The organism is Hymenobacter seoulensis (assembly GCF_054780535.1).
On the sequence record NZ_BAAGWD010000005.1, the window covers coordinates 107,352 to 129,324 of the forward strand.

General features: G+C 65.0%; 13 protein-coding genes. 10 read left to right on the plus strand and 3 right to left on the minus strand.

What is annotated here, in order from left to right; genetic code table 11:
* The first annotated feature begins 212 nt into the window (after positions 1-212).
* Positions 213-2,012: a glycoside hydrolase family 9 protein gene (locus ACYVHC_RS18385; RefSeq protein WP_460615257.1), complete on the plus strand. Its 1,800-nt coding sequence runs from the start codon at positions 213-215 to the stop codon at positions 2,010-2,012.
* Between the two features lie 15 nt (positions 2,013-2,027).
* On the opposite strand, the gene ACYVHC_RS18390 is transcribed toward ACYVHC_RS18385, so the two are convergent.
* Entirely contained in the window at positions 2,028-3,149 is a 1,122-nt protein-coding gene (locus tag ACYVHC_RS18390) for an SGNH/GDSL hydrolase family protein (RefSeq protein ID WP_460615258.1), read from the minus strand.
* Positions 3,150-3,998: 849 nt separating this feature from the next.
* On the opposite strand from ACYVHC_RS18390, the gene ACYVHC_RS18395 reads away from it, so the two are divergent.
* The 9 genes from ACYVHC_RS18395 (at position 3,999) to ACYVHC_RS18435 (ending at position 15,762) form a co-directional block, all read left to right on the plus strand.
* Positions 3,999-5,660, plus strand: a complete 1,662-nt coding sequence (locus ACYVHC_RS18395; protein WP_460615373.1) for a GH39 family glycosyl hydrolase — start codon at positions 3,999-4,001, stop codon at positions 5,658-5,660.
* Positions 5,661-5,731: 71 nt separating this feature from the next.
* On the plus strand, positions 5,732-6,610 hold the full coding sequence (locus ACYVHC_RS18400; protein WP_460615259.1) for an alpha/beta hydrolase: 879 nt from the start codon (positions 5,732-5,734) through the stop codon (positions 6,608-6,610).
* Entirely contained in the window at positions 6,607-7,476 is an 870-nt protein-coding gene (locus tag ACYVHC_RS18405; RefSeq protein ID WP_460615260.1) for an alpha/beta hydrolase fold domain-containing protein, read from the plus strand. The genes ACYVHC_RS18400 and ACYVHC_RS18405 overlap by 4 nt, the downstream gene beginning before the upstream one ends.
* Before the next feature lie 84 nt (positions 7,477-7,560).
* Positions 7,561-8,880 carry a serine hydrolase domain-containing protein gene (locus tag ACYVHC_RS18410; protein WP_460615261.1) on the plus strand — a complete coding sequence of 440 codons (1,320 nt, stop codon included), beginning with the start codon at positions 7,561-7,563 and terminating at the stop codon, positions 8,878-8,880.
* Positions 8,881-9,006: 126 nt separating this feature from the next.
* Entirely contained in the window at positions 9,007-11,130 is a 2,124-nt protein-coding gene (locus ACYVHC_RS18415) for a family 43 glycosylhydrolase (protein WP_460615262.1), read from the plus strand.
* A 370-nt stretch (positions 11,131-11,500) separates the two neighbouring features.
* The gene (locus ACYVHC_RS18420; RefSeq protein ID WP_460615263.1) at positions 11,501-12,916 is read left to right on the plus strand and encodes an MBL fold metallo-hydrolase RNA specificity domain-containing protein; all 1,416 of its coding nucleotides are present in this window, start codon (positions 11,501-11,503) and stop codon (positions 12,914-12,916) included.
* Positions 12,917-12,977: 61 nt separating this feature from the next.
* Complete coding sequence (locus tag ACYVHC_RS18425; RefSeq protein WP_460615264.1) at positions 12,978-13,730, plus strand: LOG family protein; 753 nt, start codon at positions 12,978-12,980, stop codon at positions 13,728-13,730.
* Between the two features lie 73 nt (positions 13,731-13,803).
* The gene (locus tag ACYVHC_RS18430) at positions 13,804-14,823 is read left to right on the plus strand and encodes a 2-hydroxyacid dehydrogenase (RefSeq protein ID WP_460615265.1); all 1,020 of its coding nucleotides are present in this window, start codon (positions 13,804-13,806) and stop codon (positions 14,821-14,823) included.
* A 75-nt stretch (positions 14,824-14,898) separates the two neighbouring features.
* Entirely contained in the window at positions 14,899-15,762 is an 864-nt protein-coding gene (locus ACYVHC_RS18435) for a universal stress protein (RefSeq protein ID WP_460615266.1), read from the plus strand.
* Between the two features lie 53 nt (positions 15,763-15,815).
* On the opposite strand, the gene ACYVHC_RS18440 is transcribed toward ACYVHC_RS18435, so the two are convergent.
* Both ACYVHC_RS18440 and ACYVHC_RS18445 read right to left on the minus strand, forming a co-directional pair.
* Positions 15,816-18,383 (minus strand): cation-translocating P-type ATPase, encoded by a 2,568-nt coding sequence (locus ACYVHC_RS18440; protein WP_460615267.1) that lies wholly within the window; start codon positions 18,381-18,383, stop codon positions 15,816-15,818.
* Positions 18,384-18,680: 297 nt separating this feature from the next.
* Positions 18,681-21,896: an efflux RND transporter permease subunit gene (locus tag ACYVHC_RS18445; protein WP_460615268.1), complete on the minus strand. Its 3,216-nt coding sequence runs from the start codon at positions 21,894-21,896 to the stop codon at positions 18,681-18,683.
* Positions 21,897-21,973: the final 77 nt, after the last annotated feature.

The following is a 21,973-nucleotide window of genomic DNA, read 5'->3' on the forward strand; positions in this document are numbered from 1 at the left end:
GAGAAACACTCCGTATTCACAGGGGAATGGGCTAACCAGGCAGCCGGCGGATGCGTGCATTGACGCCAAACCTGCGTAGCGGCAACCGGATCAGACGTTGTGTGGGAATTACGTTTGATATCGGTTCTGATAAAAAAGCCGTTCCGGTAAGGGCGGCTTTTTTTACGTTTACTGCCTTCTTTGTTTTCTGCAACCCCGTTACCATCTGCGTTGTGCGGCACCCTTCCAGCCTTCAGTCCATTTCCCGAACCTGGTTGGGCGGTAGCCTGGCCTGGCTGCTGGTAGCAGGCCTGGTCCGGCCGCTGCCGGCCCAATCCGTTACCGACAGCATCCGGCTCAACCAAGTCGGCTACTACCCCGGCGCCCCCAAGCTGGCCGTAGTCACGGGGGCAGCAGGGGAGGCGTTTGCGCTGAAAACCCCCGACCGCCGGACAACTGTGTTTACCGGCACGCTAGGTGCTCCAGCCTCCGGAACCGCCCGCGCATCCTCTCTGCGGATTGCGGATTTCTCCGGCTGCACCACCCCGGGTACCTATGTGCTGGAGGTGCCGGGTCTCGGCGTTTCCTATCCATTCCAGATTCGGGCGCGGGTGCATGAGCCCGCGGCGCGCGCCGCCCTGAAAAGCTATTACTACCAGCGGGCGTCGGTGGCTTTGCCGGCAAGGTATGCCAGAGCCTGGAACCGTCCGGCCGGCCATCCCGATTCTCGCGTGCTGGTGCATAGCTCGGCGGCTACGGCCCAGCGCCCGGCCGGCACCGTTATTTCCGCTTCCCGGGGCTGGTACGATGCCGGGGACTACAACAAATACGTGGTGAACTCGGGCATTACGCTGGGTACGCTGCTTTCTCTCTACGAAGATTTCCCGGCCTACTCCGCCCAACTGAAAACCGATATTCCGGAAAGCGCCAACGGCCTGCCCGATCTCCTGGACGAGTCACTCTGGAACGTGCGCTGGCTGCTGGCCATGCAGGATCCTCAGGACGGGGGCGTGTACCATAAGCTCACTAATGCGGGCTTTGATGGGATGGTAATGCCCACGCAAGCCACCAGCCCGCGGTACGTGGTGCAGAAAAGTACCGCCGCCACGCTCGATTTTGCGGCCGTGTTAGCGCAGGCCAGCCGAATTATGCGGCGATTTGAGCGGCAGCTGCCGGGCCTTTCCGATTCCTGCCTGCAAGCCTCCATGCGGGCCTGGCACTGGGCCCAGCAGCACCCAGCCGTCACCTATCAGCAGGAAAAGCTTAACCGCCAGTTTACTCCGGCCATCAGCACCGGCGCCTACGGCGACGAAGAGCTGCAGGACGAGCTGGCGTGGGCGGCGGCCGAGCTTTACCTAACCACACGCCAGCCGCAGTATTATGCGGTGCTACAACCCACCCTGGCCCAGCCTGGGCCGGCTACCGTGCCGAGCTGGAGCCAGGTCCAGACCTTGGGGCTGTATTCATTGCTGCGCTTCCGGAGCCAGCTGCCGGCGGCCGTGCAGCAGGACCTGGTGCCCGTGCGCACCCGCCTGCTGGATTTGGCCGAGGCCTTGGTGAAGGCTGGCGAAAGGCAGCCCTACCGCACCATCATGGGCGGAGAGGTGTCGGACTACAACTGGGGTAGTAATGCCAACGCCGCCAACCAGGGCCTAGTGCTGGTAGCCGCCTACCAGCTCAGCCGCGACAAGAACTACCTGCGCTACGCCCTTGCTAACCTGGATTACCTGCTGGGACGTAATGCTACGGGCTACTGCTTCCTGACGGGATTTGGCACCAAAACCCCGCAGCACCCGCACCAGCGGCTGGCCGAGGCCGACGGGGTTGCGGCGCCCCTGCCCGGCTTTCTGGTGGGCGGCCCCAACGCCGGCCGGCAGGACAGCTGCCAGTACCCATCCCGGCAGCCGGCCCGGGCCTACGTCGATGACGTGTGCTCTTACGCCTCCAATGAGGTTGCCATCAACTGGAATGCTCCATTGGTGTACTTACTGGTCGCCTTAGAGGCCACCCAGCATGCGCTTCGCACTCCCTAGCCCCGGGCGGGCCGGCTAGCGGGCCCGGGGTAGCTGCCCCCGCTTCCCGGCCGGGGGGTAGAGCAGGGTGCGGAAGAAAGGGGCTAGCTCCTGTGCCAGCACGGCATGGTCTTCCACGCTCGGGTGGCCCCCGCAGCCCCGGGCCTGCATGGGCTGGAAGAAATACACGGCGACGGGTTTGTCGGCCGGGAATGCCGCGTTGGTTTGCTGCTGGACGGCCGTAAGGCAGTGTTGCAGCAGGGTGCGGTTTTTTCCGTTGATCATGGGACTGCTCAGTAACACGAGCTGCGCTCTGGGGTACTTGGTTTTAATTAGCTGGATAAACTGCAGGTAGCGCTGGGTATAGCTGGTGCTGTCAAACGGCAGGCGCTCTTTAATGCCGTCCCCTGTGCTTAAGTCATTGGTGCCCAAGGCGATGCTGACCACGTCAGGGGAGTAGGCCGCGAAGTTCCAGCGCTGCGGGGTTTGCTCCTGAAAATCAAGCTTCTCGTAGACCTGGGGCATGGTCGGACCCAGGCTGTTCCAGTTGCGGTACATGCCAATCCCGCTGACGCTGCTAACCAGAAAGTTGCTGTTCAGGGCCCGCGCTACCCTGGGGCCGTAGGCTTGGTAGGCGTTGTGCTGGTCGTGGTACTGGCCACTGCCGCAGGGTACTTCGGAGGGGTCGGCCGCCGCCCCGCACGTGATGCTGTTGCCGATAAATTCAATGAGGGGAGCCCGGGGCCGGGTTAACGCCCGGAGCTTGTGCCCGGTAACCTTCTCTATGGCAATTGCCCCGGTGTGGGCTTCGGTGGCTTTGTAGAGCCAGACCGTGTGCTTGCCCGCCCGGGGCGCGGTTATCGTGAGGCGGACCGGTGCCGGCCCCGTGATTTTAAGGCGCTTTTGATACACCCCGTCGAGCTCGTACTGCAAGTAGTTATGGTCCTGCCCGGGTGGTAGGGCGGCATACACCTGGCACTCCGTGCCCTGGAAGCGAAAGCCCACGTGCGAGGCCGAGCTGATCAGCTCCAGCTGTTGCTGCTTTAGCTGGGACCGGCCGAAGGCCTGCAGGGCCGAGGCCAGGAGGGTAGTTGGCTGGGGCGGGGCGGGCCGCAGGGAGAAAAGGCCGGCAGATAAGGTGCTAAAACCTATTAGCAAAAGGTGAAGCGGGAATCGCATAAAAAACACGGGACGTAACTAGAAATGGTAAAGGGGAGGGCAGGGCCGCTAACGCCTTGGCAAAAGCGGGCCCGGCGGGCTTACTGCCAGGGGCACCCGGGCTTTGGCCAGGCGGGTTCGCTTGCCGGGGCAATCTACTGCTTACCGCGCAGCTTTTCTTTCCCGGCGAAAAAATTGCCAGGTTAAACGGATCATGATTTCAGATGGCCTGTAAGTCTAGCCCTGCCCGACCCCTGCCCGTCTTATGCAGCCCCGTACGGGAAGTCTTTAGCTAGGTGGTAAGCTAGGGCCCTACCAAAAGATACCGTAACGGCTTTAGAAGTGCTTTGCCAGGCAGGCTTCCGATAAACGGGGTCGTCGGCCGTCCTTGGCTGTAAGAAAAGGCCGCTGCTGCTTTAGCCCTGAGAGAGTAAGCAGTATCCCGGCGCGTGACCCTGCGCTACAATGGATAGGCAAGCGCATAGCGCCAGATGGGGGTAAGGGTCAGATCGATTATTTGCAAACAAACGATTGTGAAAAGTAAGATCTATTAATTAGCGGGAGCGCCGGCTGGCTACTGCCAGGGAGAATGCCGGGTACGGCCATGTGGTGGCCTGCCAACGAAACCTAATGGTTCCAGCCACCAAGGAAAAAGGTTGCTGTTTCGGCGGGCTGGACCAGCTATTTACTCGGGTCAGGAAAAAGATATTCGCCAAAAGCATTATAAGCACAATCGTTTGTGTATAATTGACAATCCCTCCCACCAGCCCTGCCAGCACATTAGGGCCCCGTTCTTTTGGCTGCATGAAAATCACGCTGCGCTTTTTGTCCCTCTTGCCGGGGCTGCTGATGCTTTTGGGGTTACCGGCCGTGGGCCATGCGCCCGCCCCGGCCCCGGTTGTGATCACCGTAGACTTAACCAAGCCCACCAAACCCCTGCCGCCGCTGTGGGCCTACTTTGGGTATGACGAGCCCAACTACACCTACATGACGGACGGGCCCAAGCTCCTGAGCGAGCTCGCGGCCCTGAGCCCGGGGCCGGTGTACGTGCGGCCCCACAATCTGCTCACCTCGGGCGACGGCACGGCCGCCCTGAAATGGGGCTCAACTAACGTGTACACCGAGGACCGGAAGGGCCGCCCGGTGTACGACTGGACGATTGTGGACCGCATCTTTGATACCTACGTCAGTCGGGGCCTGAAGCCGATCGCCCAGTTCAGCTTCATGCCCGAAGCCCTCTCCACCCACCCCACGCCCTACCGGCACCACTGGGCTCCCGGCCAGCCCTACGAGTCCATCTACACGGGGTGGGCCTACCCGCCCAAGGACTACACCAAGTGGGGCGAGCTGGTGTACCAGTGGGTAAAGCACTGCGTGGCCCGCTACGGGGAGGCAGAAGTGAAAACCTGGCGCTGGGAGCTCTGGAATGAGCCCAACATCGGCTACTGGAAGGGCACCCCGGCCGAGTATAACAAGCTTTACGACTACACCGAGGCCGCCGTGCACCGGGCCTTGCCCGCTGCCTCCTTGGGGGGACCCGAAACCACGGGCCCGCGCTGGGATAAAGCGGCCGACTTTTTGAGGGGCTTTCTGCAGCACTGCGTCAGCGGCACCAACTACGTCACGGGCCAGACCGGCACCCGCCTGGACTACATTTCCTTTCACGCCAAGGGCGCCCCCAAAGTCGTGGACGGGCACGTGCGCATGAACATGGGCGTGCAGCTGGAGGACGTCGCCAAGGGCTTCGAGATTGTGGCCTCGTTTCCCACCCTGCGGCAGCTGCCCATCATTCTGGGGGAAAATGACCCGGAGGGGTGCGCCGCCTGCGGGGTGCAAACCAACCCCGAGAATGCCTACCGTAACGGCACGATGTACTCCAGCTACACGGCGGCCTCTTACGCCCGGCTCTACGAGCTGGCCGACCAGTACGAGGTCAACCTGGAGGGGGCCGTCAGCTGGTCGTTTGAGTTTGAAGACCAGCCCTGGTTTGCCGGCTTCCGCGACCTGGCCACTCATGGCGTGGACAAGCCCGTGCTGAACGTTTTCCGCATGCTCGGCCTCATGGGCGGGCAGCGCGTGCCCGTAGCCAACCCCACGGCCCTGACCCTGCCCGATATTTACGGCCAGGCCCAGACCCAGCGCCCGGATGTGGGCGGCCTGGCCAGCCTGGCGCCCGGGGGGCACTCGGCCGCCGTGCTGGTGTGGAACTACCACAACGATGACCTGCCCGCCGCCCCGGCCGAGGTAACCCTGACCCTGCGGGGCGTGGGCGCCCAGCAGGCGCTGCTGCAGCACTACCGCATCGATCAGGAGCACAGCAACTCCTACGTTGTGTGGCAGGCCCTGGGCTCCCCCCAGCAAGTGACCCCGGCCCAGCGCCGCACCCTCGAGCAGGCCGGGCAGCTGGCCCTGCTGACCTCCCCGGCGTGGATAAGCACGAAGAACGGAGAGACCACCCTGCACTTCTCCCTGCCCCGCCAGGGCGTTTCCCTGCTGCGACTAAGCTGGTAATACCCGGTTAGCCGCCGCCCGCCTGAAAAAACCGCTTCCTTCTTTTCTACTAACTCCCACATAGTCGTCCCATGCTAAAATATCTGTTGACGAGTTGGCTGCTGTGCGTAAGCACCCTGGTAGCCCTAAGCCAAGTGCTTGATTCCAAGGTGATCGATAACGGCAGCAGTGGCCCCTACAAAGCGATCGCCGCCACGGAGGCCACGCTGCCCGACTACGTGGTGTATCGGCCCCAGGACCTGAAAGCAGCCGCCCGGAAGGGGGGCCAGCTGCCGGTGCTGGTCTTCGGCAACGGGGGCTGCGCCAATACTTCCATTACCCACGAGAAGGTGCTGTCGGAAATTGCCTCCCACGGCTACCTCATCCTGGCCATCGGCGCCCTGGCCAAGGAGCCGCCTTCAGCCCCGGCCTCCACGCCCTCCGCCATGCTGGTAGGGGCCGTTGACTGGATCGTGGCCCAAAGCCAGAATAAGAAAAGCGAGTATTACCAGCGGGTAGACCCCACGAAAATCGCGGCCATGGGCCAATCCTGCGGCGGGGCCCAGGCGTTGTATGCCGCCGCTGATCCCCGCATCAAGACGGCAGTGATTTTCAACGCCGGCATGGGTAACATGAGCATGGCCGGGGCCGACCGGGAATCCCTGCGAAAGCTCCACGGTCCCCTCGTCTACATTATCGGTGGACCCTCGGACGTGGCCTACCCCAATGCCCAGCTGGATTACGACCGAATCGACCACGTGCCGGTGGCCTTTGCTGATCTGGGTACGGCGGGTCACATGGGCACTTTTGGGGAACCGTTCGGGGGCTCGTTCGCCCGCATGGCGCTGGCTTGGCTGGACTGGCAGCTGAAAGGCAAAACCGCCCCGGCTGCCGTGTTCCTGCAGCAGAACCTGGCCGCCTACCCCGGTTGGACGGTCAAGGCGAAACATCTGAACCCGCAAAAGCCATGAAAACGACGCTAGTATCAGCTGTTCTGCTCTCCTTGGCGGTTGCGGCGGCCTCCTGCAGCCGGGCAGGCAACCCCGGAAACAGCCCTCTCCCGACGGCCCGGGATGCCGGCTCCCACCCCATTACCATCGCCAAGGACGTCCGGTACCGGGCGGGCGCCAGCCCGGCCTGGACGCTGGATATGGCCATGCCCGCCCAGAAAAGCAAGCAGCGGCGGCCGGCCTTGGTAATCGTGCACGGGGGCGGGTGGAGCATGGGGTCCAAGTCCGACCCCGTGTACCAGAAAATGATGGTAGACTATGCCCTGAAAGGGTACGTGACCCTGAATGTCAACTACCGGCTAACCGGCGAAGCCCCGTTTCCAGCCTGCATCGAGGATGTAAAGACGGCGGTGCGCTGGCTGCGGGCTCATGCCGACACCTACCACGTGGACCCGGAGCGGGTTGGGGCCTACGGGCATTCGGCCGGGGCCCACCTGGCCCTGATGCTCGCCATGACGCCGAAGTCAGCCGGCCTGGAAGGCGACGGCGGCTGGAACGACTACTCCAGCGGGCTGCAGGTGGTGGTCGGCGGTTCTCCCCCCACGGAGCTGGGCCGGGATCTGCCCATGGCCAACCCCGTCTGGTGGCCGATCGGCTACGTGGCGGCCAGCCAGCCGCCCATGCTGCTTATCCAAGGCAGTGAGGACCCGGTGGTGCGCCCCGAGCGAACCGAGGCGTTTGTCCAGCGAATGAAGCAGGCCGGCGCCCCCATTGAATACCTGAAAATAGAGGGGGTGGGCCACGGGGTAGCCTACGCCGACAAGCTCGAGGTAACCGATCCGGCGATCGAGAACTTTCTCGCCAAGCACTTAAAGCCGCGGGAATAAAGAGGTGGATGCATTTCAAACCCAGGGGGGCTGAGCCGTTGCGTGCCTGCGCCAGACCTCCCTTACTACCAAGCCCCAGCTGCTATGCCTAACGCCTACCTGACTACCGTTTCCCTAGCGGCCGCCTTGTCCCTGCTGGGCGGCTGCACCGCCCCGCGCCACACCACGGCCGTCCCCCAACGATTTACCCCGACCGCTGCCGGGACAAATGCTGCGGTCAGCGCCCGTAACGTTGCCAGCATGGACTCCCTGCTGCAGTCCTTTGTCAACCAAAAGAAAGCGAGCAGCGTGGTGGGCTTCGTGGCCAAAGGCGGCACCATCGTCTATAAAAAGGCCTTTGGCTGGAAGGACCTTGCCAACAACACCCCGGCTACCGCCGACGACTACTACATCCTGTTTTCCCAAACCAAAGCCGTAACCAGCGTGGCCTTCATGACCCTGGTGGAGAAGGGGTTGGTGAAAGTTGATGATCCGGTGGCCAAGTATTTTCCCGGCATTCCCGATAAGGTAGTCACGGCCGTCCACGCAGACGGAACCTATGAAACCCGCCCGGTAGCCACGCCCATGACCTTTGCCCACCTGCTGTCTCACTCCTCGGGCCTGAACGCCGGCCTCGTGGGCGATATCCGCCGGGCTCAGAATACGCAAGGCCGCCCCGCGGCGGCCGCGGCCCCGGCTGCGCTCAAGGGCCAACGCACGGGCGGGCAGGGGGAGGCCAAGTACCTGGAGGAAGAGATGCTGGCCCTGGCCAAGTACCCGCTGGGCTTTGATCCGGGGACGGAGTGGAACTACCACCTCAGCACGAACATGCTGGCCTACCTGATTGAACGCATTTCCGGCCAGCCGCTACGGCAGTATGTCAAGGCAACCATTCTGGAGCCGCTCGGCATGCGGGACACCGACTGGTACTATGAGCCCGCCAAGCTAGGCCGCTTCGTGAAAGCCTACAACGCGGTGGACGGCAAGCTCGAGCCGGCTTCGAATCTGTACAGCGAAGCTACCGTCAGTGCCGAGCAAACCTACGCCGAAGGGGCTATTGGCTTAAACGGACCGATTGAGGACTATGCCAAGTTCTGCCAGATGCTGCTCAACCAAGGCGAGTTCAACGGGCACCGCATCCTTAAACCCGAGACCATTGCCCAGATGCGGGTAAACCAATTGCCGGCGGTAAACGCGGGCGGCCCCGGATTCCAGTTTGGGCTCGGCTTTGAACTGTACAATGCCACCAAGAAACCCGCCCCGGCCGTGTCTAACACCGCCTTTGCCTGGGGCGGTTTGTACGGTACGGAGTACGTTATTGACCCGGAAAACAACCTGATTGCGCTGTTCTACCTGAACATGCCCCGGCGCGAGCCCCTGTACCCGACCTTCCTGCAGAAGGCCTATCACCTATTTAACAAGTAACATTCGCCCCGCGGCATTCCTACCCCTTACCCCAGGGCGGCTCCTGGACGGCGCTTACGGGAATGCCTAGCCCCCCGGGCGGCGCAGACCAGGGAATCACCCACTACGTACAGAAAGTCACTACCCATGAAAGTAAATCGTCTACTTGGTAAGCTGCTGGGCACACTGCTCGGGCTGTGCCTGACGGCGGGGCTGCCCGCGCTGGCCCAGAAAAAAGCGGCTGCCAGCATACTTGCGGCCCCCACCTGGACGTCGGACAACGGCAACGGCACGTTTACCAATCCCCTGTTCTACGACGAGTTTTCCGACCCCGACCTGATCCGGGTGGGCACGGACTACTACCTGACGGGCACCACCATGCACGCCATGCCCGGCCTGCCGGTGCTGCATTCCAAGGACCTGGTTAACTGGGAGTTTCTAACTTATGCCGCGGGCACCCTGGACTTCGGGCCCGCCTACCGGCTGGAAAACGGCCAAAGCATTTATGGGCAGGGAATCTGGGCGCCGAGCTTCCGCTACCACAACGGTACGTTCTACATCTTCACCAACGTGAACGGGCGCAAAACCCAGCTGTACACCGCCACCAATCCCCGGGGGCCCTGGAAGCACACCGAACTCAAGCAGTCCTTCCACGACCTGTCGGTGCTGTTTGACGACGACGGCAAGGTGTACGCCGTCTGGGGCTACGAGGACCTGCACCTGGCCGAGCTCACCGACGATTTAACCGACATCCGGCCCGGAACCGAGCAGATCATCGTGACCAAGGGCAGTGGGGCGGGCGAGGGCTGCCATTTCTACAAAATCAAGGGCCAGTACTACATTACCAACACGATCTACGATCCGCTCTGCTACCAGGTGTGCCTACGGGCCGCTTCCCCGCGCGGCCCCTACCAGGTGCAGGTAATCAGTGCCGAGGAAAACCTGGGCTTCGGCACCGGCTACCTGCTGGCCGGGGGCACCCAGCCCCCGTTTGCGCTTACGCCCCCCGTACCCAACCTCGTGCGTAGTGTCACCCTGCACCAGGGCGGCCTGGTGGAAACCCCCTCGGGGGAGTGGTGGGGCTGGTCGATGATGGACCACAATTCGGTGGGCCGGCTTACCTGCCTCTCGCCCGTGACCTGGCAGGAGGGCTGGCCGTACTTTGGGCTTCCCGGCAACCTTACCCGGACGCCCGGCACCTGGGTGAAGCCCGCCACCGGGACCAGCGGGGCGCCGCGCGCCCCTTACCGCCGCAGCGACGACTTCGCCGCCGCCAGCCTGCAGCCTGTCTGGCAGTGGAACCACGCCCCGGCCCCGGGCCAGTGGTCCCTGGCCGAGCGCAGGGGACACCTGCGCCTGCACTCCCTGCCCGCGCCCGATTTCTGGCAGGCCCGCAACACGCTCACCCAGCGCGCGGTCGGCCCCGAATCGGAGGTAACCACGGAAGTGGATCTGCGTAACCTGCAGCCCGGCGACGTGGCCGGCCTGGCCCTGCTTAACTGGCCGTATTCCTGGCTGGGCGCGGCCCGGGGAGCCGACGGGCTGGAACTGCGCCAGTACGACCATGTTACCGGCCAAACCGTCCGGCGGCCGCTGGCCGGCAAGCGCCTGTGGCTGCGGGTAAGCTGTAATTTCGATACCGAAAAGGCCCGGTTTAGTTACAGCCCCGATGGGCGCACGTATACCGACCTGGGGCCGGAGTGTACCATGGTATTTCAGCTGCGCACGTTCCAGGGGGTGCGCTACGCGCTGTTCAACTACAACACGCAGGGCCAGCCCGGCGGCTACGCTGACTTCAACGACTTCGTGGTGCGGGAGCCTCGCCCCCGGGGCCTGACCCGGCCGATTCCCTACGGTCAGGAAATTCAGCTTACGAGCCTGGCCGACAGCACTGTGCTGGTCAGCTGGAAAAACCTGCTGCGGCCCCTGCCCGCCCGCGATAAACTCGTCGCCGGCCCCGCCAGCCGCTTCCGGGTGGTTGACCGGGGAAAGGGACAGGTGGCGTTGCAGTCCGTCGCATCCGGCCACTGGGTAACCGTGCGCGGGTTGGGCGGCCTGGCCGAGGTGCGGTTGGAGAAAGAGGAGCAGGGGGCCGCTTCCCTGTTTCAGTGGCAGGACATGCAGCGCGGGGATCTGATGCTCCAGTCCCTGCTTACCCACCGCTACCTGTTTGCCGACCCCCACGCGGGCAGCCTGTGCTCGGCCGATGCCCCAGGCACCCGCCCGGATCGGCGCGATGGGGCCTGCTTCGCTTGGTCGGTGGCCAACTGAGGTGGCCAACTGGTGTTTGCCCCCCCCCGCCCGTCTGCACTCTGCTGGTGTAGGAGGCGGTTCGGAGTGCCGCCGGGGCCCGGCAGATCCCGGCCGATTAAGAGTCTGATGCAACCAGCCGGACGGCATCCTGGCAAACTGAAATAGCCTAAAGAACATTCTTGCTGCTACGGAAAACGGGCTTCAGTAAGCCTACCGCAACTAGGTAATAAAGTGCTTGTGCCGGACAAGACAGCCGGCTGCGAGTAGGGCGGAACCAGCATTCCGGGGGCCGGCGGTAGAATATTAGGCTTCCGGCTGATTTTTGTCATGGCACCTGAGTGGCTGGCGGGCTAATCTTGTGGTAGCTACCCCTTTTGCTTGCCACCCTATGGATGTCAGCCTGCAATTTCTCGGCGCGGCCCACTGCGTTACGGGCTCCAAGTACCTGCTCACCCTGGCGGGCGCTCCTCCCTCGGATGGGCCCACCCGCCGCCAGCAGGTGCTTATCGACTGCGGCCTGTTTCAGGGACTCAAGGAGCTGCGGCTGCGCAACCGTGCAAGCCTGCCCTGCGACCCGGCCGAGCTGGCGGTGGTGGTACTCACTCATGCCCACATCGACCACAGCGGCTACCTGCCCAAGCTGGTGCGGGACGGATTCCGGGGCCGCATCTTTTGCACCGAGCCCACCGCCGATCTGCTCAGCATCATGCTGCTTGACTCGGCCAAGCTCCAGGAAGAAGAAGCGGCTTTCGCCAACCGGAAAGGGTATTCCAAGCATCACCCCGCCCAGCCCCTCTACACCCAGGCCGACGTGCTGCAGGTGCTGCCCCTGGTGGAAAGCGTGGCCTACGACGCTCCCCTGACTTTCCTCGACGGCGCCCTTACCCTAACCTTTCGCGAGGCGGGCCATATCCTGGGGTCGGCCGTGGCGGAGCTGGCCGTGCAGGGAAGCACGCAGCGCAAGCAGCTGGTGTTCAGCGGGGACCTGGGCCGCTACAATAACCCAGTCATGCACGACCCGGCGCCCATAGAGCAGGCCGATGTGCTGCTGGTAGAGTCCACCTACGGCAACCGGGATACGCGCCTAAACGACCCGGAAGCCGAGCTGGCGCGCGTCGTACATGACGCCGTAAGCCGGGGGGGCGTCCTACTGGTGGCCGCGTTTGCCGTGGGCCGTACCCAAACCGTGCTCTACCACCTCAAGAAGTTACGAGCCGAGGGCCGCGTACCCCTGGTGCCGGTGTACGTGGACAGTCCCATGGGCATTCGCGTGTCCGACCTCTATCCCCGCCATCCGGCGGCCCACCGGCTGGGGGACGGCAACGTGCTTGGCTTTCCCGGGCTGCGCTTCGTGACGGATGCGTCGGACTCAAAGGCTTTAAACGACAAGGCCGGGAAGGCGATTATTATTTCAGCCAGCGGCATGTGCACCGGCGGCCGCATTGTCCATCACCTCTACCATCGCCTGCCCCGGGCCCAGGATACGCTGCTGCTCATTGGCTATCAGGCCGAGGGTACGCGCGGCCGCCGCCTGCAGGATGGGGAAACGGCCGTGAAGATGTTTGGGGAGCTGGTGCCCGTGCGCTGCCGCCTGGAGCACCTGGACGGCTTCTCCGCCCACGCCGACCGGCAGGAGCTGCTGCGCTGGCTGGGCAATTTCCAAGCGCCCCCCAAGCGCACCTTCGTGGTGCACGGGGAACCCGCGGCCGCGGATGCCCTGGCCGCCACGCTGCGGGAGCGGGGCTGGCCTAATGTGGCGGTGCCCGAGTACCTGGATAGTGTTCGTCTGTTCGAGGGAATATAGGGGATCTCGCCGGCTGGCCCGCGGGTAGCGGCCCTCATCACCACTTCTTACGCGTTTTCCAATGGCTGCTGCCCGAACTTCTGCGCCGGTTTCCCCGCCTGCCGCCCGCCGCGAGAACCGGGCCGAACGGCGGTTTCTGGCCGGTCCCCGCAGTCGGCGCAGTGAACTACGCTTTCTGTGGACCGTGGTAGGGGAGTTTATGCGCGGGTTCCGGACCCTGCATTTCGTGGGGCCCTGCGTGACGGTGTTCGGGTCGGCCCGGGTAGCGCCGGGCACCCCCTACTATGAGCTGGCCCGGGCGGTGGGGGCCGGCCTAAGCCGGCAGGGCTTCACGGTGCTTACCGGCGGCGGACCGGGCATCATGGAAGCCGCCAACCGGGGCGCCCGGGAGGCCGGGGGGCCATCCGTGGGGTGTAACATTGTCCTGCCCCAGGAGCAGCAGCCCAACGCCTACCTGGACCGGTGGCTGGCCTGCCGCTACTTCTTCGTGCGCAAGGTGCTGCTGGTAAAGTATTCGTACGCCTTTGTTATCATGCCTGGCGGCATCGGCACCCTCGACGAGCTGTTTGAGGCCCTGACCCTGATTCAGAACCGCAAAATCCAGAGTTTCCCGGTCGTGGTGGTCGGCCGCGCCTACTGGCAGCCGCTTTTGGCCCTGCTGGCCCGCATGCAAGGGCAGGGCATGGTCGCCGCCGCGGATCTGCAGCTGCTCACCTACACCGACTCGGTGGAGGAAGCCCTGGCCCACATTGAGCGGCACGCCGTGGTCAAGTTTAAGCTGGCCACCCGCCGCCGCTGGTGGCTGGGGGAATGACAGCTACCTAATAACCCCGGGCGGTGCCCCCGCCGGCCAGGCACCCATCTCACCGGCGTAAACCTTACTTCTCATGCACGTTACCGTCTACAGTGCCCGCAACTACGAGTGGCCCTTTCTGCTGCAGGCCACGGCCTCGCATCACGTCCTGCACCTGCGCGCCGAGGCCCTGGGTCTGGCGTCGGCCGAGCGGGCGCAGGGAAGCGAAGCCGTGGCCATTTTCGCCAACGATGACGCCTCCGCCCCGGTGCTGGCCCGTCTGGCTGAGCTGGGAGTCCGCTACGTGGTAGTGCGGGGGGCGGGCTTCGACCAGGTTGATCTGGCGGCGGCCCAGCGGCTGGGGGTGCGCGTGGCCACCGTGCCCGACTACTCGCCCTACGCCGTGGCCGAGCACACCGTCGCCTTGCTGCTGGCCCTCAGCCGGCAGCTCTGGCGCAGCCAGCAGCAGCTGCGCCGCCATGACTTTCGCCTTGACCATCTGGTGGGATTCGACCTGCACGGTAAAACGGTGGGTATCGTGGGCTGCGGCCGCATTGGGAGCGTGCTGGCCGGTATCCTGCACGGCTTCGGGTGCCAACTGCTCGGCCATGATGTGGCCCCCAACCCCGAGCTGACCGTGCGCTACGGCCTGCGCTACCTGCCCCTGCCGGAGCTGTGCGCGCAGGCCCATATTATCAGTCTGCACACGCCCCTGACGGCGGCGACCCACTACCTGTTTGGGGCGGAGCTGCTGGCCCACTGCCAGCCCGGAGCCATGCTGCTCAACACCGGCCGCGGGGGGCTGCTGGATACGCGGGCCGCTTTGGCCGCCCTGCGCTCCGGCCGCCTGGGCTACCTGGGGCTGGATGTATACGAGCACGAAAAAGGTATTTTCTTTGAAAATCATGTGCCCGAGCCCCTGCAGGACGCGCTGCTAACCCAGCTGCTGGCTCAGCCCAACGTTTTGATCACCGGCCACCAGGCCTTCCTCACCCGGGAAGCCCTGGCCAATATTGCCACCACCACCGGGGCCAGCCTCGATGCCTGGGCCGCGGGCCAGGTGGCCATCCACGAGCTGGCGCCCCCGGCATTGGCCCCCGCCGGGGGCCGGTAGCCCGGCCGTATTTTTTCTGCCACCTTAACCCTCAGCGCGCTATTGCCCGCGCGCCTCGTTAACCTCTCGGTCGCCATGCAACCTACCTTCTTAGTCTTGGCCAGCTTAACGCCCTCGGGGGAGCTGAGCGCCCGCTACGCCGCCGCGCTGGGCGCTTGCCTGCCGGCGCACCTGCGCCTGCTGCATATCTATCACGACCCGGGGCTGGACCCCGAGCTGGTGACCATCACGACCGCCCATGCCATCCGCAGCCAGGAGGAAACGCTGGCCCAGCTCACGCACCTGGCCCGGCAGCTGCCGGTTCCCGCGCAGGCGCGGCTGTCGGTGCAGGGAGCCTTCGAGGCCGTGCGCGAAGCGGTGCGCTGCTACCAGCCGCTGCTGGTGGTAGCGGGCCTGAGCGCCGAGCAGGATCTGCTGGATTATTTTCTGCACAACCAGGCCCTGCCGGCGCTGCGGGCCACGCACCGGCCGCTGATGCTGATTCCGGAGGCCGCGGCGCCGCCGGCACTCCCGCGGCGGGTGGCCGTTGCCGTGGATGCCGAGTCGTTCACGCTCAATGCCGCCTCCCACGCCCTGGCTCCGCTGCTGGCTTCCTGGCCCGCGGAGTACACGGTGGTGCACGTGACGGTACCCGGGGAGGCGGAGGCCTTTCCGGGGCAGCGCGCCCTGGGCCACCTCCGCGCCAGCCGCCTGCTGCCGAACCCCGCCGGCCCGGAGCTGTATGCGCCCGCGCATATCTCCGCCGCCGCCGGCATTCTGCAGGCCGTGGAGGATGTCCAGGCCGACCTGCTGGTGCTGGTTGCCCGGCCGCGCAGCTTTCTGGGGCGGTTGTTTCACCGCAGCTGCACGGCCCAGGTGCTGCGGGGCAGCCGGGTGCCGGTGCTGCTGCTGCCGGCGGAAGCCCCGACCCAGCCGGGCTGGATGCCCAGCCTGAGCTGATTTCTGCGCCCCGTGCCGTTTTGCTTGGGTGGCCGGGGGGCGGGCCGAAGCGGTTAGCGAAGGGGCTCCGGCCGTTCGGCTCGCCGCCCTTTGTAAAGCTCAAACCAGCCCGTGCTCAGCACGGCTACTCCCAGGCATCCGGCCAGCTGGGGCAGCGTGAGCCCTTGCAGCTGAAACAGCTGGCGCAGGGCCGGCAGCAGTAGGCACAAGGCCAGCAGGGCCAGGGTGAGCGCAAGCATAAGCGGGAGCAGGGGGTTGGGGTAGCGCCAGGTTTGCCGCAGCGTGTAGCGGCGCGAGCGGCTTACCAGCGTGAGCAGCACGTTGGCCAGCACCAGGGTGGTAAACACCAGGGTCCGCGTCAGCACCTCACTGTAGCCCAGGGTGATGGCGATGGTGGCCACGCCCAACACCCCGGCCGTCACCCCGGCCCCCTGCAGCAGGGCCATGCCCAGCTCCCGGAACCGCAGAAAGGAGCTGCCCGCCGGCCGGGGCGCCTGCTGCATGGTTCCGGCTTCCGTGGGCTCGTTTTCAAACACGATGGAACACGTCGGCCCCATCAGCAGCTCCAGAAACACCACGTGCACCGGCCCCAGCAGCACGGGGTACTCCCAGCTCAGTAGCGAAGGCACGAGCACGGTCAGAATAAGCGGGATGTGGATGGTGATGATGTACTGCACGGCCTTTTTCAGGTTCTGGTAGATGCGGCGGCCATACTCGATGGCCGTCACCATGCCGCTCAGATCGTCGTCGAGCAGCACCAGGGCCGCGGCCTGCCGGGCCAGCTCGGTCCCGCGCCCGCCCATGGCCACCCCAATGTGGGCCGCCTTGAGGGCGGGCCCGTCGTTGACCCCATCGCCGGTCATGGCCACTACTTCCCCGTTGGCTTTCAGGGCTTCCACCACCCGGAGCTTAGCTTCGGGGAACATGCGCGCGAACACGCTGACTCCACCCACCCGGGCGCGCAGCGCGGGCTCCTTCAGGGCCATAACTTCGGCACCGGTCAGCGGGCTGCCCTCGTGCCGCAACCCTACCTGCTGGGCGATGGCGCTTGCCGTAACGGCATTGTCGCCGGTAATCATCTTCACCTGCAGGCCCGCCGCGTAGAACGCCTGCACTACGGCCGCGGCGGTGGCTTTGGGCGGGTCCGCAAAGGCCACCAATCCCACAAACTCCCAGGCAAAGGCTTCCTGCGCCGCGGGGTAGGCCGCCGGTATTGCCGGGCAGCGGGCGACGCCGAGCACCCGCAGCCCGGTGGCCGCCAGCTGCTGCAGCGCCGCCAGTGCCGCCTCGCGGTCCGGCTCCGGCAGGGCGCAGCGCGCCAGTATGCCTTCGGGCGCTCCCTTCGCGGCCACGAGGCGGTGCCCGGCGGCGTCGGCAAAGACGTGGGTCATCATGGGGGGGAGCCCGCCCAGCGGGTACTCGTGCACCAGCCGGTACGCGGGGCGGCGGTCGGCCGCGCCGGCCTGCTCGCCGTAGGCCCGGTGCAGGGCCTGCTCCATCGGGTCAAAGGGGTGGGGCTCGCTGGCCCACATGGCCGTTTCCAGCAGCCGCAACTCCTGCTCGGACAGGGGGGAGGCTTCCGGGCGATAGGGGTGAGCGGCCTGCTGCCCGGGGCAGTACAGCTGGTCTAAGCGCATGCAGTTTTCGGTGAGCGTACCGGTTTTGTCCACGCAGATCACGGTGGCGGAGCCCAGCGTTTCCACCGTTTGAGGCTTCTTGGTAAGCAGGCGGCGGCGCATAAGCCGCCACGCCCCCAGGGCCATAAAGGAGGACAGGGCCACGGGTATTTCCTCGGGCAGCACGGCCATGGCCAGCGTCAGCCCGTGCAGCAGCCCGTGCACGAAGCTGCCTGACTCCCACCAATTAAAGCTGAAAACCAGCGCGAAGGCGCCCGCCCCGACCAGGGCCATGCGCCGGACAAAGGAAGCCACCTGATGCTGCAGGGGGGTGGGCGGAGTTTTTACCTGCTCGATCAGGCCGCCGATGCGGCCCAGGCGGGTCTGCGGCCCCACTGCCGTCACGCCGAGCACGGCGCTGCCCCCGCTGACGGAGGAGCCGGCGTACAGCAGCTGCCGGCCGTCGGCGGTCTTGTCCACCGGCAGGGACTCGCCGGTCAGAAACGACTCGTCGGCCTGCAGGTCGTTGGCTTGCAGCAGCACGCCGTCGGCTACCACCTGCTCGCCCTCGGCCACCCGCAGTACATCCCCGACCACCACCTCGGCGGCGGGAATATCGGCATCCTGGCCCGCGCGGCGCACTCGGGCCCGCGGCTGGGTAAGCTGCTGCAGGGCCTGCAGGGCCCGGTCACTGCGGGCTTCCTGGTAGAGCGAGATGCCCGCCACGAGGATGGTGGCCGCCAGCATCGTGATGCTCTCCGGGTAGCTGCCAATCAGCCCGTAGACTACGGCTGTGACGACCAGCAGAATAAACATGGGCTCGGAGCCAATGCCGCGCAGAATGCCCAGCAGCCGATTCCGGGCGGCCGGGGCCAGCGTGTTCGCGCCGTAGCGCTGCCGCTGCACCAGTACCTGCGCGGGCGTAAGCCCATCCGGGGTGGTGTCCCCCGCCCGGCTGGGGGCTGACCGGGGCCGGGAAGGAGGCGGCAGAAAGGGCGTGGGCATACACAAAAAGTAATCCAGGCGCCTGGGGTGCGGCAAGGAAGGGGTACACCCTAAATGTCTGCGATGCTGCCAGCAATAACAATGAGAAAAGTCAGGTCCCCGCCTGCTATTATGCAGCCGGTCAGGTCGTAACCCCCACGGTAGCTCTCTGCCGGCCGGGCGCCGTTGACTAGATTATTTTCTAAAGCTTGGAAAAGCGGGGGTGCTGATCATCCTTCCGCCGGTAGTAAGGGGACAGAGCCCCACCTGACGGTCAACAATGGGGCGGGCGATGAGCTGACCGGCCTATTTTACCGACTAGGCCGCCCCGGGAGGCAGATCGGAAGCGGGGGGCAGGGGGGGCGTGTCCAGCTCCTGCGGGTGGTCATCCAGGCCTACCTCCTGGTGGGAAGCAAAGTACTGGGCCAGGGCTTTTTCGCCCACCAGCCAGAACACCACCGGGGTGACGATGATGTCCAGGAAGGTGGAGGACAGCAGGCCCCCCAGGATAACCGTGGCCACGGGATAAAGGATTTCCTTGCCCGGCGCGTCCTTGGCCAGGGTAAGCGGCACCAGGGCCAGGGCCGCCACCAGGGCCGTCATCAGCACGGGCACCAGTCGCTCCAGGGAGCCCCGGACAATCATTTCCTGGCCGAACTTTTCGCCCTCGTGCTCCACCAGGTGGATGTAGTGGGAAATCATCATGATGCCATTGCGCGAGGCAATGCCGGTAAGGGTGACAAAGCCCACCAGCGAGGCGATGCTGAAGGTGCCCCCGGTGAGCAGCACGGCCACCACCGAGCCGATCAAAGCCAGAGGAATGTTTAGCATGATTTGGCCCACCATGAGCGAGGACTTGAAGTGGGAAAACAACACCAGAAAAATTCCCGCCAGCGAAAACAAGCTTAGCCACAGAATCTTCTGGGAGGCCGACTGCTGGCTTTCAAACTGCCCGCCGTAGGTTAGGTAGTAGCCCGGGGGCAGCTTAACCTGCTGACTTACCTTGGCCTGAATCTGCTTGACGGTGGAGCCCAGGTCGCGCCCGGCTACGTTCAGGGAGATGGTAATGCGGCGCTGGGTGTTTTCGTGGTTGACCGTGTTGGGGCCGGGCTCGTAGAGGATGTCGGCCACCTGGCTGACGGGAATCAGGGCCCCGGAGGGCGTTTCAATGCGGGTCTGGCTGATGGCGGCCAAATCGTTGCGCTGGGCTTCGGGCAGCTTTACTACCAGGTCAAAGCGCTTCTGCCCGTCGAGCATCTGCGAGACGACGGCCCCTTGAAACAAGGTTTCCAGGTCCCGCACGACTTCGCCGCGGGCCATGCCGTAGGCCCGCAGGGCCTCGTCGCGGGGGCGGATCAGCAGCTGGGGAATCTGCACCTGCTTTTCCACCTGCAGGTCCACCACCCCGGGCACGGCGGCGGCCACGGCGCGGATGTCATTGGCGTAGCGGCGCAGCTCCAGCAGGTCGTTGCCGAACACCTTAATGGCCACCTGGGCGCGCACCCCCGAGAGCAGGTGGTCGAGGCGGTGGGAGATGGGCTGGCCGATGTTCACGTTGACGCCCGTGATCAAGCTAAGCTTCTGGCGCAGGTCGGCCAGGATTTCGTCGCGGCTGCGCCTGGTTTTGCCTTCCTTTTCCAGCTCCTCTTCGGTCTTGAAGGCCACCTCGATTTCCGAGTTGTTGACCGACTCGGCGTGCTCGTCGAGCTCGGCCCGGCCGGTGCGGCGGGCAGTGTAGGCCACCTCCGGAATCTTCAGCATCTGCTGCTCGCCCAGGGTGCCCAGGCGGTTGGACTCCGTGAGCGAGGTGCCGGCGGGGGCGGAGAAGTTTACCGTCAGCGAGCCCTCGTTGAAGGGCGGCAGAAACTCGGTGCCGAAAAACGGGACCATAGCCGCCGCTGCCACGAACAGCGCTGCCGTGGTCGAGAGCACCAGCTTGGGGTGCGTTAGTCCCCAGCTCAGCAGGCGGGTATCCTTTTTCTTAAGCCAGCGCACCAGGCCCCCGTCCGTTTCGGGGTGGTGCATCTGCTTCATCCCGGGCAGCAGGTAGTAGCAGAGCACCGGCGTGACGGTGAGCGACACGAACAGGGAGGCAACGATGCTGGTGATGTAGGCAATGCCCAGGGGCGCGAAAATGCGGCCCTCCATGCCCTCGAGGGCAAACAGGGGCAAAAACACCAGCACCACGATGATGGTGGCGTACACGATGGAGTTGCGTACCTCCGAGGAGGCCGCGTAGATCACCCGGAGCACCGGCTGCGGATTGGGCTGCTGCTGGTTTTCGCGCAGGCGCCGGTACACGTTCTCCACGTCCACGATGGCGTCGTCCACCAGCTCCCCGATGGCAATGGCCAGCCCGCCCAGGGTCATGGTATTGATGCTGATGCCCGCCAGGCGAAACACCAGGGCCGTCACCAGCAGCGACAAGGGAATGGCCACCAGGGAAATAAAGGTGGTGCGCACGTTCAGCAGAAAAGCAAACAGCACGATAACCACCAGGACGGCCCCGTCCCGCAAAGCTTCCTCCACGTTGGTAATGGAGGATTCAATAAACTCGGCCTGCTTGAACAGGCGCGTGTTCACTTGCACGTCCCGGGGCAGGGAGGGCTTAAGCTCCACCAGGGCCTTTTCCACGGCAGCGGTGAGGCCCACCGTCGCCGCGCCGGGCTGCTTCTCAATGCTCAGGATAACGGCCGGCTGGCCGTTCACGCTGCCGTCCCCGCGCTTGAAGCGGGCCCCGAACTCCACCCGGGCCACGTCCGCCACCCGGATGGGGGACTGCTCCCGGTAGCCCACGACGATGTTCTCGATGTCCTGCACCGAGCGCAGGCGCCCCAGGTTGCGAATCAGCACCTCCGAGCCCTGCCGGTCAAAGAAGTTGCCGGTGGTGTTCAGGTTGGAGCGGCGCAGGGCCTCTTCGACCTGGTTTACCGTCAGGCCGGTGGCATTCAGGCGGGGCATATCCAGCAGGACCTGGTACTGCAGGTTGTCGCCCCCGATGGGAATCACCTGGGCCACCCCGGGAATGGAAAGCAAACGCTGGCGCACGGTGTAGTTGGCCAGGGTGCGCAGCTCCGCCGCGTTGGTTTGCGGGCCGCCCGACAGGCCGACGAGCATAATCTGGCCCATGACCGAGGAGATGGGCCCCAGCACCGGCGTGATGCCCTCGGGCAGCTGCTCGCCGGTGGTTTGCAGCTTTTCGCTGACAATCTGCCGGGCCGTGAAGATGTCGGTGCCGTAGTCGAACTCCACGAACACCATGCCCAGGCCAATGGCCGAGTTGGAGCGCACGGCCGACACGCCGGTAGCCCCGTTCAGGGCCGTTTCCACGGGCAGGGTCACCAGGGCTTCCACTTCTTCCGGGGCCATGCCCGGGGCCTCCAGGAATACGGTCACCCGGGGGCGGTCCAGGTCGGGCAGCACGTCCACGGGCAGCTGGCGGGCGGTGTAGGAGCCCGCCAGGAGCAGGCCCAAGGCAAAGGCCAGCATGAGCAGACGGTTCTGCAGGGCAAAGCGAATAATCTTATCGAGCATGTTTTTTCGTAAGCGGTTAACTGACAGCGGCTAGCCGATAGCTCCGGGTCAAAAATGCGAGTAGCGGTTATCAGTCA